The organism is Aquimarina algiphila (assembly GCF_007489275.1).
Classification (GTDB): domain Bacteria; phylum Bacteroidota; class Bacteroidia; order Flavobacteriales; family Flavobacteriaceae; genus Aquimarina; species Aquimarina algiphila.
The window spans coordinates 20,210-32,564 of sequence record NZ_VLNR01000017.1 but is presented as its reverse complement, the minus strand read 5'-3'; the positions used below and the strand labels follow the sequence as shown (position 1 = coordinate 32,564).

Here is a 12,355-nt window from a genome sequence, read left to right as displayed (position 1 = left end):
TAATAACATAAAGATAATTGTATCCTTTTGATTAAGTAGGTATCCATATATTATATTTCTAAATAATATTAGTTAGTATACCATTAAAAAATCGTCTTAATCATTAAAAAAGTTAATGTACTTAATAATTACTGATCTTTAACTCAATAATCAATGCTTAGAAAAAACTTGCTTTTTTTTACATTTTTATTTACCCTCCTCTGCCCTTTTTATATAACTAGTCAGGAGAATCATTTTAAGAATCAGATTAGATCGACAAACGATAATGATATTTACGTATTCTATAGAGATACAGATAGATATTACTCCTATGGTGTAGGTTTTGATTATTCTTTTACTGCAGATAAATTTCTAGGATTACAAAATATTTTTAAAAATAAAATCACAAATTTTTACAATATTGGTGTCAAAATAGAGGGGTATACCCCTTCTGGGATTGATGAGTTTGTAAAAACAGATATTGTAGAAGGTCCAGAGAATTTTGACAGACCCTTTGCTGGATTACTTTATGCTTTTCTAAACACTACCTATGTATTTGATCGCTCTTTTTTAAAAGCTGAAGTACTTACAGGAATTCTGGGACCTTCATCTCAAGCCAGAAATTTACAAGATTGGTTTCATGAAAGTATTAGTAATGATCCTATTTATGATGGGTGGCAATTTCAACTTAAAGATCAATTCCTTGTCAATATGAATTTGGATTATCTATACGATTTTAACCCAAATAATAATTGGCTAAATTTCTTTGGTAAAGGCAATTTAAAGCTAGGAAACTTATATATTCAAGCAGCTCCTACTGCAGGATTCAGATTAGGGAAATTTGAAAAACCCACCCATTCTGTCAGTTTTAATAATTCAATTCTATCTCCTAAAAAAACGACAGAGATTTTCTTTCAGTTTAGTATTGAATCAAGAATTAATTTATTTAATGCAACGATTCAGGGAAATTTATTTAAAGATGATCCAGTTTCTGTATCCGATCTGAATAATTTATCATGGCATATGAATAATGAAATCCATTTCTCTAGAAATCGACTTTCATTAAGTGTTATCTATTCCTGGTCTACCGGAGTGTTAGATACTGCTCAAAATCATGTATTCGGAATTGTTGGTGTGGCCTATAGGTTCTAACCTCTTATCGCATTATTTTGACTAAAAGTTCTTTTAAAATATCTCCTTGAGGAAGATTTGCTGCTCCTACTCCTTTACTCTTTATGTCAGCCTCTCTTAAAAAGGCAATGATTCTACTTACTTTTTTCATAGGATAGTTATGTGCTGCTTCTGAATAATCTTTGACAAAATAAGGATTGATTTTGAGAGCACTAGCTACATTGCGTTGTGACTTATCTGATAAACCGTGATATTGTAATACCTGAGAAAAAAAACTATATAGCAAAGAAATAGTGACTACAAGAGGGTTATCCTTGGGATTTTGAGCAAAGTAATTAATTATCCTATGTGCTTTAACTCCATTTCTCGTTCCAATAGCTTTACGAAGCTCAAAATTATTAAATTCCTTACTTATACCAATATTCTCTTCTATTTGATCAGCAGTAATCTGAGAACCAGCCGGAATAATTAGTTTTAATTTTTCTACTTCATTATTTATCTTGCTAAGGTCAGTTCCTAAAAACTCCACAAGCATTTGAGCTGCTTTTGGTTCAATTGAATATTTACCTCCTGCTAATACTCTTCTTATCCAATCTGCAACCTGATTTTCATATAGTTTTTTCCCTTCAAAAATAACCCCGTTTTTAGCAACTACTTTATAGAGCTTTTTACGTTTATCTATCTTTTTGTATTTATAGCACATAACCAAAACTGTAGAAGGTTGTGGGTTTTCTACATAATCAGCAAGTTTTTCTATTGTTCTTGATAATTCTTGTGCTTCTTTAACAATAACAACCTGTCGCTCTGCCATCATAGGAAAACGCTTAGCATTTCCAACAATATCATCAATAGTTACATCTCTACCATAAAGCACCATTTGATTGAACCCCTTTTCCTCTTCAGCAAGTACATTCTTATCTATAAACTCAGAAATCTTATCAATATAATAAGGCTCTTCTCCCATCAAAAAATAGACGGGTTTTATGTTTCCACTTTTAATATCGCTTACGATTTGTTTTACTTCATCCATTCAGAAAAATTCATCAAATTTGTACTATGCAAAAGCTTAACTTTCCAGAGTATCAATTCAGATTCAAAAGTAGCGAAAATAAAGTTTCTATTTTTGACAGAATCCGCAAAAAATTTGTTGTCCTTACTCCAGAAGAATGGGTTCGACAACATACCATTCAATATCTTATTGACGAAAAAAAATATCCTGAAAGTTTAATTAATGTAGAAAAACTAATTAAACTCAATGGACTGACTAAACGATATGACATTATAATTTTTAATCCGAATGGAAGTATCTACCTTATAGTTGAGTGTAAATCTGCTAGTATAAAAATAACCCAAAATGTTTTTGATCAAATTGCAAGATACAACCTTGCTCTGGATGCCGAATATCTGATGATCACAAATGGTCTTGATCATTACTATTGCCAGATGAATTATGTTGATGAACAGTATACTTTTCTAAAAGATATTCCTAAGTACAAATAACTTCACTTAAACCATTATTTTACAACAATTTAAACACCTCAAAAATACTTCAACCAACAAAAACAGTCACCTTAAATTTATGAATTTGAAGTTTAGATTTATAAATATCAAGAATGTTGGCTTGTAAAACAAAATGAGTTCTGATAATTTCAAGTCTTAAATAACTACAAACTGGTAAAACTACATCTTAAAACTTAAAAATTATGAATTCATTAAAATCATTTGGCATTGCAATTTTATCTTGCTTGCTACTTATTATGACCTCTTGTGAGGTAGATCAGGATGTATCAAATGAAGATGCTATTGAGCAACAAAATGATGCAGTACTAAAAACTATAGAAAAATGGGGATTTTCAAAAGACGTTATTGAAGATCTTGGAGACTACTACCTAGTAGATGGAGATATTGTTTTTGATAAAAATGCAAAATATCCTGATCCAGAAGATCCTGTTTCCAAACAAAGACGACACCCACAATCTGTTACCATTTCTAATGTAAGGGTTTACATCAACCCTGGAATGGATGCGAATTGGAGAAATGCGTCTGTACAAGCTATTAATCGATGGAACTCAGTAAATTCAAAACTTAAATTGAGTGTCACAACATCATCTTCTAATTCTCATATTCAGATCATGTATGATTCGCAAGATCCTTCAATTAACTTAGCATCTAACGTTTTTGGACGAGGAACATTTCCGACTGGAAACGGATTACCAGGCAGAGGGATTTGGGTAAATCCTGATTTTAATTCTCCAGGACTTTGTGGCAACGCAATTACTCAAAATATGAGAATAGCCAATGTACAACATGAAATAGGTCATAATGTTGGGATTACTCACACCAATCAATCTTTTGGAAGTCTAATCCCCGGAACACCAAATCTAGATGCTCTATCTGTAATGAATGGAGGAAAAGCATGTACAATTAATAATTTTAGTAATGGAGATAAAACTGCTATTAGATATTTATTTCCAAATACACCAACACCTCCTGTTGTAACTCCAAAAACATTCTATAGATTCTACAATAGTGGAGCTGTTGATCATTTCTACAGTACTAACCGAAGCGCACCTTCAGGATATAGATTAGAGGGAGCCATAGGTAAAGTATTTGATAAAAAAGTAGCTGGTACTATTCCTCTGTATAAAGCATACAACAGAAATGCCAAAAATCATTTTTATTCTACGAATCGTGGAGAAGTAGCTAATGCTGCTGGTTATCAATATCAAGGAGTAGCTGGATATGTATATTCGTCTAGAGGCAGTGGTAGAATTCCATTATATCGTTTTTACAACAGTACTGTTGTAAATCATTTTTACACTACAAATCGTAACGAAGGTAACGGTGCAGCAGGATATCGATATGAGGGAGTTGCTTGTTATATATTACGCTAACAAACATCTATACATTTTAACCTAAATCACTAACGTTTTACCAGTTATAGGTTAAATGTAATTATTATAGAAAATCAATTTCTCATCAAGTGGACCAACTTGTAGAAATTGATTTTCTTATTTTAAAAAAATATTCCCATAAATTATGGATTATCTACTGCTAATTTTCAATTAAACTCTTTAATTTGCAGTGTGAATATTGCAGTAGTTATATTAAATTGGAATGGTAGATCATTACTAGAAGAATTTTTACCTTCGGTAATTAGATACTCTGAGGAAGCAACGGTATACCTTGCCGATAACGCCTCTACTGATGACTCTATATCATATACACAAACATCTTTTCCGCAGGTAAAGATTATTAGAAATGAAATTAATGGAGGATATGCAAAAGGATATAATGATGCTTTAGCAAAAATCGATGCAGATATTTATTGTCTTCTAAATAGTGATGTTGAAGTAACTCAAAATTGGTTAGTTCCTGTCATCAAAACATTCGAAACTTCTAAAGAGATTGCGGCCATACAGCCAAAAATTTTAGATTACAAAAAGAAGTCATATTTTGAATATGCAGGTGCTGCAGGAGGGTATATTGATAAGCTGGGATATCCATATTGCAGAGGAAGAATATTTGATACACTTGAAGAAGATAAAGGGCAATATAATGATACAACCCAAATATTCTGGGCAAGTGGTGCATGTTTGTTTATAAGAAAACAAGTATTTGAAGAAGTCGGTAAATTAGATGAAGATTTTTTTGCTCATCAAGAAGAAATTGATCTTTGTTGGAGGATACATAACCAAGGTTATAAAATAATGTATGATGGTTCATCTGTTATTTACCATCTTGGAGGTGCAACTTTAGGTACAATGAATCCTAAAAAAACGTTCCTTAATTTTAGAAACAGTTTATATCTATTAGTTAAAAATGTTCCCGGAAATGGTGTATGGGGATTAATTTTAATAAGAATGCTAATGGATGGGCTTGCAGCTGCTCGATTTATACTACAAGGTAAGTTTTCACACTTCCTTGCTATCTTTAAGGCTCATTTAAGCTTCTATGCTAATTTTAACACTTTTATTAAAAAACGTAAAAAACTTTCTAAAACGGGGAAATATTATTCATTTTTTTCCGTTGTATGGCAGTATTTTATTTTGAAACGTAAACATTTCAATCAATTATAAGGGTATATAATAAATTATTGTTAATGACCTAGTATTACGTCACAATTTTAATAATTTTGAGTTATATAACCAGAATAAGACTAAAAACAAATTTTCTAATGAAAAAAGTAATGATTATTGGGGCTTCCCTTGCAATTCTGTTATCTTCTTGTGTCTCTCAGAAGAAATTTTCAGATTTAGAAGCCAAACAAAAAGAAACAGAGGATCTATTAAATTCCGCAACGGTAAAATTAAATAGCTGTCTAGAAGAAAAATCAAGTTCGACTTCGCAACTTAAAGTTCTTCAGGATCAAGTATCAAATCTTAAAAATCAAAATTCTGCTTTATTAAATAACGTAGGTAATTTAGCCACTTTATCGACAAAAGAAGCAGAGAATCTTGAAAAATCTTTAGAGAGTATCAAGGAAAAAGATATGCAGATAAGAACAATGCAAGATGCTATTACCAAAAAGGATTCTGTAACCTTAGCACTTGTAACAAGTCTTAAAGGCGCTTTAGGAAATCTTGCTGATGAGGATATCGAAATTAATGTAGAAAAAGGAGTAGTATATGTTTCTATTTCTGACAAACTACTTTTCAAGAGTGGTAGCTACAATGTATCTGCAAGAGCTCGTGAAGTACTTGGTAAAGTTGCCAAAGTAGTTAATGACAAACCAGATATCGAATTCTTAGTAGAAGGTCATACCGATAATGTGCCTATCAAAAACAAAGTACTTTTAGATAACTGGGATCTGAGTGTAAAACGTGCTACTTCTGTAGTAAGAGTATTGCAAAATGATTTTAAAGTTGATCCAAAACGTATGACGGCAGCTGGTAGAAGTTATTATGTACCTGTAGCTGATAACAGTTCTGCTGCTAATAAAGCAAAGAACAGACGTACCAGAATTGTTGTATTGCCAAAACTTGACCAGTTCTACAATATGATTGAAGACGGAATGAAAAAAGCGTCAGGAGGAAACTAATAATATCACCTCTAAATATATTAAAAAAGGGTTGTCGTAATGACAACCCTTTTTTAATATCTATAAATTTTCATTCAAATTATTAATAAACAATAATACTTTCTCTCAACATAAGCTAACCAATTCATACAACACTCCCTACCCCAATCAACCCTTCTAGCACAAAATTATATGCTTTATAACATAACTTACACTTTAACCTGGGAATATAATCTATATGTATGTGGATATGATTTGAACTAATATCACTCATTAAAACACCAATATCTTCTACTTCAAAAATCTAGGTCAAAAGCTTTCTACAAAGATTTTGAATATCGCTATTTAAAACTTATATATCTATACTTATTAAATCAAACTATTATGATTTTAGGTATGATAGCATTGTCGACAACAATTCGATAAAGTTCAAAATATGACTTCTTTTTGTAATCTAAAACATGGCATTAAAGTGAAGTTGAATGGTTTTTATCCTAATTTGAAACCAATAAAAAAGGCAATACATTTGTATTGCCTTGTTTGTGGTTGAGTTAATAAAACAATCTAGATACTAACTTCTTTAATAAATACCCTATCTTTTAATCTGAAATGGATATCGTATTTCCCTGAAGGTACTTCTGAGAAATTATATGTTCTTTGAATAATGAATTCACCTTCTTCTCCGATTATCTTTTCATCAAATACTAATGCACCGTCTATGTCATAAATAGAGATATTTAATGGTGTTTCTTCTGTTCTTGTTACCATCACCTTAACTAATGTATTCTCTACTAATAACTTTGGTTTAAAAATTGTAATTGTAGAATTTTCTATTAAGGCTATCCCTTTTGTATTTTTTATTACCGGAGTTACTCTTACATCAAATTCTGTTTCTGTCTCAATAAAATAAACACCATTCTCTACAGTCCTAAAATTAAAATATTTTTTATATGTAGGCATCGCATCTAAAGTCGCATTAAACAAGATAGTTCCTGAATAATCTTTAAGATATAATTTCTGTCCTTTACTAATATTAGTCAATGAAACATTAATTGTAGAAGAGTTCTCAATTTTTACAGATAAAAAATCTGATGCTTTTACAGCCGTACTTAACAAAACTGCAAATACAATTAGGCTTAGGTTAATTACTCTTTTCATCTCTTTATGGTTTTAATTGTTAATGTTTGATGGTACAAATGTATCTTAGAAAACTCATATCAAACACAACAATATTTGCATATATATGTGCTATTTTAACCTTATGTATTACAATAAAACCTCATTCGTGTTAATTTAACGTATTTTTTTATTTAACTTTACAATATTTTAACAAAAAAAATATAATATTAGCTCTAAAATCAAAGAAAGAATATCAATATATCTATGAAAAACATAAAACCTTCTTTAGAAAAGATTTCACCAGAGTTTGGAAGTTCTCTTTATTATGAAACATTTTCTAAAGACAATAAAAACAAAGCCCCCATTTGGCACTATCATCCAGAGATAGAAATTGTATACGTAAATGGCGGTACTGGAAAAAGACAAATAGGGAGTCACATGTCGTATTATAGGAAAGGAGCATTAATGCTTATTGGTTCTAACCTTCCTCATTGCGGGTTTACAGATTTGATGACAGGTAATAGTAGTGAAACTATTATACAAATGTTACCTAATTTTCTAGGAGCATCATTTTTTGATATTCCAGAAATGAATGCCATCGGGAAACTTCTTGATCAAGCCAAAAAAGGAATCATATTTCATGGAGACACTAAAAGAAGGATCGGAGCACAGATTGAATCTTTAAAAAATCTAAGTTCATTTGAAAAGTTAATCGGCATATTGCAAGTCCTTAAAGAAATGGAAATGACAAATGATTATACTATATTAAATGCCGAAGGATTTATAATAGAAACCGCATTACAGGACAATAATAGAATAAACCTGATTTTTAATTTTGTGCAGCAAGAATTTAGCAGACCAATCCCATTAGAAGAAATCGCGAGTAAAGTTAGCATGAGTGTTCCTGGTTTTTGCAGGTATTTTAAAAAGATTACAGGAAAAACATTTACACAATTTGTAAATGAGTATCGATTAGTACATGCTGCCAAACTTCTTCATGAAAAGCAAACCAGCATAACAGATATTTGTTATGAAAGTGGATTTAGTAACTTCTCTCATTTTAATAAACTATTCAAACAATTCTCGGGAAAAACCCCTAGTATGTATAGAAATGAATTGAACTATTCTGTTTCATAAAATCAATAAAGTCCATTTAGATAATATCTATAGCTCCTTTACCTTCTCTAACCAGTACGGGTTCACCACTGGTAAGATCAATAATGGTCGAAGGAATATTATCACCATATCCACCATCAATTACCAGGTCCACAAGATTATCCCATTTTTCTAGAATTAACTCTGGATCTGTAGTATATTCTATCACCTCATCTTCATCATAAATTGATGTAGATACGATAGGGTTACCTAATTCTTCAACAATAGCAGTACAGATATTATTATCAGGAACTCGAATTCCTACAGTTTTCTTTTTCTTAAAAACAGTAGGTAAATTATTACTTCCCGGAAGGATATAGGTGTACGGCCCTGGTAATGTTCTTTTAAGTAATTTAAACGTAGCATTATCGATTTGCTTAACATAATCAGAAAGATTACTTAGATCTTTACAAATAAATGAGAAATTAGCTTTAGCAAGTTTTACTCCTTTGATATGTGCTATTTTTTCTAACGCTCTGTTATTGGTAATATCACAACCCAATCCATATACGGTATCTGTAGGGTAAATAATTAACCCACCATTTCGCAAACATGTAACTACCTGTTGTATCTCTCGTGGATTCGGATTTTCATTATATAGTTTTACAAAATCAGCCATAGTTATTTTTACTGGTATAAATATACTCTATATATCTAGTATATTATTGTAAAAACATCGGGATTAACATCTAAAAAATAGATCTCCTTTATTAAGAATTATCTGGAAGAAGCGTTGTGCTACCCTATGATCTTTAATTTTGCAAATCTTAATAAGAGCTTTTTAATTCCGCCTTTTTCAAAATGAATTTCTGCTTTTTTATCTTGCCCCACTCCTTCAATTTTAATAATTTTCCCTAATCCAAAACGCATATGTTCTACTGCTGTTCCTGGAATAAGTTCTTCATCAAACAAATTAGTTTTTGATTCATTAGTAGTATTATCAGATACTGGCCTAAGTTTCCGTAATTTCCTTAATTGTTCTTCATTTGGCTTATGTGCTAGGGGTGGAGCTCCAGAAACGGGTTTCTTAAGACGTAATTTACTTTTATCAACCTCACCAAAAATATCAGAATCAATTAATGGTTTATAGCGATAGCCTTCTACTGGAGTGATGTATTCTAAATATTGATCATCGATCTCTTCAATAAATCTGCTTGGTTCTGCATCTACCAATTTACCCCATCGATAACGAGATTGCGTATATGTAAGATATGCTTGTGTTTCTGCACGTGTTAGTGCCACATAAAACAAACGTCGCTCCTCCTCTAGTTCGCTTCGGGTATTCATACTCATCCCAGATGGAAAAAGATCCTCTTCCATCCCAACGATATAGACATAGGGAAACTCTAGTCCCTTAGCCAGGTGAATTGTCATTAGTGCTACTCTATCATCATCTCCAGTATCCTGATCTAGATCTGTTGCTAATGCCACATCTTCCAGAAATTCTGCCAAAGACCCTGTTTCATCTGCTACTTCTTTTTGTCCTTCAACAAAATCACGAATTCCGTTTAATAACTCTTCAATATTTTCAATTCTAGCAATTCCTTCTGGTGTACCATCTTTTTTTAGTTCTTGTAATAGCCCAGTCTTTTTAGCCACTATTTCGGATAATACAAATGCATCTGAATTTTGATTCTCAATTTGAAAACTTTTAATCATATTCATAAAGTTCTCCAAACGAGTTTTTGTACCACTATTAATTTTTAAATTAATACGATCCAAATTTTCTATAACTTCAAAAATAGAACGATCATAATGGTTGGCTGCTACAATTAGCTTATCTACTGTAGTTCCCCCTATTCCTCTTGCAGGGTAATTAATTACCCTTTTTAAAGCTTCTTCATCTTTAGGATTAATAATTAATCTCAAGTATGCCAGTACATCTTTGATTTCTTTTCTCTGATAAAAGGATAATCCACCGTAAATTCTATATTTTATATCCCGTTTACGTAATGCATCTTCAATAGCTCTTGATTGAGCATTTGTTCTATATAGCACTGCAAAATTACCATTTCCTAGTTGGTGTTGCATTTGATTTTCAAAAATCGAGCTTGCTACATATCTTCCTTCATCTCCATCAGTGAGTAATCTATTCACAAATATTTTTGGTCCGGGATCATTAGCCGTCCAAACGACCTTATCTAATTTGGTCTTATTCTTATCAATAATAGAGTTTGCTGCTTCTACAATATTCTTTGTAGATCTATAATTTTGTTCTAACCTATATTGCTGAACATTATCATAATCTTTCTGAAAATTAAGAATATTATTAATGTTTGCTCCACGAAAAGCATAAATACTTTGTGCATCATCCCCTACTACACAAATATTTTGAAACTTATCTGATAGTGCCCTAACAATAAGATATTGAGAGTGATTAGTATCTTGATACTCATCAACAAGTATATACCTAAATCTATTTTGATATTTAGCTAAAACTTCTGGAAAACGATTTAATAGCTCGTTGGTTTTTAACAATAAATCATCAAAATCCATTGCTCCTGCTTTAAAACATCGATCAACATAATGCTGATAAATTTCTCCCATCCTTGGTCGCTTTGCCATTGCATCTGCTTCTACCAATTCAGCATTTTGAAAATATGCTTTTACAGTAATCAAACTGTTTTTATAAGAGGAGATACGGGAGTATACCTGTTTATACTTATAGATATCTTTATCCAACCCCATCTCTTTGATAATAGAAGCTATTAATCGTTGAGAATCCTGGGTATCATATATTGTAAAGTTTGATGGGTACCCTAATTTATCTGCCTCAAACCTTAGGATTTTAGCAAATATTGAATGAAATGTCCCCATCCATAAGTTTTTTGCTTCACTTGCTCCAACAATAGTAGCAATACGCTTTTTCATTTCACGTGCTGCTTTATTGGTAAATGTTAAGGATAATATATTAAACGAATCTACTCCTTTATGCATTAAATAAGCAATTCTATAGGTAAGTACACGTGTTTTTCCCGATCCGGCACCTGCAATCACAATCATAGCTCCATCCACCTGGAGTACAGGTGCTCTCTGTGCATCATTTAACTCTGCTAAATATTCTTCCAACGTAACAATGTTTTATAGAGGCGAAATTTAAGCAAAGAAGGACGGTTATGGAAGTGTAGTTGATCTTTTTTGTAAACAAATCACAGTCAATAACTTTTATACAATAACAATTTGGTCATATTGTTATAACCCTGCATACATTAACAATAGATTGTTAATATCATATACATAAAATTCTATTTTCATTTTTTGTAGTCATCTACCTTATAAAACAACTCTATCACAAACATTTTTCTACACCATAGTCCCCATAAAACTATCCATTAAACATTATTGATATTAACAGTGTTTTTTCTTACACGTTAATATTTTTTTGATAATTTTAATAGATAAAATACATTTTTTTAAGATAAAAAGTATTATATTTAGAAAATCTGAGAATAAAATACCATTTTTTATCAGAACACTAAAAATAACCAAACTCATCGCTATGGCCCCAAACATGGATGTACAAATAGTACAAAAAGAGCAAATCAAATTTTTAAAATTCCCTAAAGAAGATGTCCTAGACAAAAGAAAAGATCAGATTGATCGTTTTCTAGAATTACAAAGAGCACTTTCTCTTGGTAACTTAGAACATCAAAAAGTAAGGATCGTCTTTGTTGATGATACTGGTCTAAAAAAGGTAGAAACTACTATCTGGGGGATTACAGATAAAGAAGTAATATTAAAACAATCAACGATTATCCCTTTAGAAAGAATTATTAGTATCTCATAGTTCGATATTATGATAAACGCTTTATATCCTTAGTCAGTCAAGGATATAAAATTTTGAGTTTTTTAAATCTAAAACTAAGTGTGGTATAGGCGTATTTTATATAAAATGCGTCCTATATCTATTTTTGATACTTATAAAAAATTTTAAATGATATAATGTATTCT

General features: G+C 31.1%; 11 protein-coding genes. 7 read left to right on the top strand and 4 right to left on the bottom strand.

The genetic code is table 11. From position 1 onward, the window contains the following. The first annotated feature begins 153 nt into the window (after positions 1 to 153). Entirely contained in the window at positions 154 to 1,131 is a 978-nt protein-coding gene (locus tag FOF46_RS10100; RefSeq protein ID WP_143916381.1) for a lipid A-modifier LpxR family protein, read from the top strand. A 4-nt stretch (positions 1,132 to 1,135) separates the two neighbouring features. Here FOF46_RS10100 and holA read toward each other — a convergent pair whose 3' ends face one another. Continuing rightward, positions 1,136 to 2,140, bottom strand: a complete 1,005-nt coding sequence (holA, locus tag FOF46_RS10095) for a DNA polymerase III subunit delta (protein WP_109438441.1) — start codon at positions 2,138 to 2,140, stop codon at positions 1,136 to 1,138. A gap of 26 nt (positions 2,141 to 2,166) precedes the next feature. Between holA and FOF46_RS10090 the strand changes: the two genes are divergently transcribed. The 4 genes from FOF46_RS10090 (at position 2,167) to FOF46_RS10075 (ending at position 6,151) form a co-directional block, all read left to right on the top strand. Then, positions 2,167 to 2,610: a type I restriction enzyme HsdR N-terminal domain-containing protein gene (locus tag FOF46_RS10090; protein WP_109438440.1), complete on the top strand. Its 444-nt coding sequence runs from the start codon at positions 2,167 to 2,169 to the stop codon at positions 2,608 to 2,610. Between the two features lie 203 nt (positions 2,611 to 2,813). Further along, complete coding sequence (locus FOF46_RS10085; RefSeq protein WP_143916380.1) at positions 2,814 to 4,004, top strand: M57 family metalloprotease; 1,191 nt, start codon at positions 2,814 to 2,816, stop codon at positions 4,002 to 4,004. 192 nt (positions 4,005 to 4,196) lie between these two features. Next, the gene (locus FOF46_RS10080; RefSeq protein WP_143916379.1) at positions 4,197 to 5,189 is read left to right on the top strand and encodes a glycosyltransferase family 2 protein; all 993 of its coding nucleotides are present in this window, start codon (positions 4,197 to 4,199) and stop codon (positions 5,187 to 5,189) included. Positions 5,190 to 5,287: 98 nt separating this feature from the next. Further along, on the top strand, positions 5,288 to 6,151 hold the full coding sequence (locus FOF46_RS10075) for an OmpA/MotB family protein (RefSeq protein WP_109438437.1): 864 nt from the start codon (positions 5,288 to 5,290) through the stop codon (positions 6,149 to 6,151). A gap of 543 nt (positions 6,152 to 6,694) precedes the next feature. Here the strand turns inward: FOF46_RS10075 and FOF46_RS10070 are convergent. Further along, a complete protein-coding gene (locus tag FOF46_RS10070; RefSeq protein WP_143916378.1) occupies positions 6,695 to 7,288 on the bottom strand; it encodes a PPC domain-containing protein in 594 nt (197 codons plus the stop codon). A 225-nt stretch (positions 7,289 to 7,513) separates the two neighbouring features. Between FOF46_RS10070 and FOF46_RS10065 the strand changes: the two genes are divergently transcribed. Further along, positions 7,514 to 8,386, top strand: coding sequence for an AraC family transcriptional regulator (locus FOF46_RS10065; protein ID WP_109438435.1), 873 nt, complete (start codon positions 7,514 to 7,516; stop codon positions 8,384 to 8,386). Positions 8,387 to 8,402: 16 nt separating this feature from the next. Here the strand turns inward: FOF46_RS10065 and FOF46_RS10060 are convergent, their stop codons facing one another. Further along, positions 8,403 to 9,023, bottom strand: a complete 621-nt coding sequence (locus FOF46_RS10060; protein ID WP_109438434.1) for an L-threonylcarbamoyladenylate synthase — start codon at positions 9,021 to 9,023, stop codon at positions 8,403 to 8,405. A gap of 119 nt (positions 9,024 to 9,142) precedes the next feature. After that, entirely contained in the window at positions 9,143 to 11,473 is a 2,331-nt protein-coding gene (locus tag FOF46_RS10055; RefSeq protein WP_109438433.1) for an ATP-dependent helicase, read from the bottom strand. Positions 11,474 to 11,903: 430 nt separating this feature from the next. Between FOF46_RS10055 and FOF46_RS10050 the strand changes: the two genes are divergently transcribed. Beyond that, on the top strand, positions 11,904 to 12,191 hold the full coding sequence (locus FOF46_RS10050; RefSeq protein WP_109438495.1) for a hypothetical protein: 288 nt from the start codon (positions 11,904 to 11,906) through the stop codon (positions 12,189 to 12,191). Positions 12,192 to 12,355 lie beyond the last annotated feature (164 nt).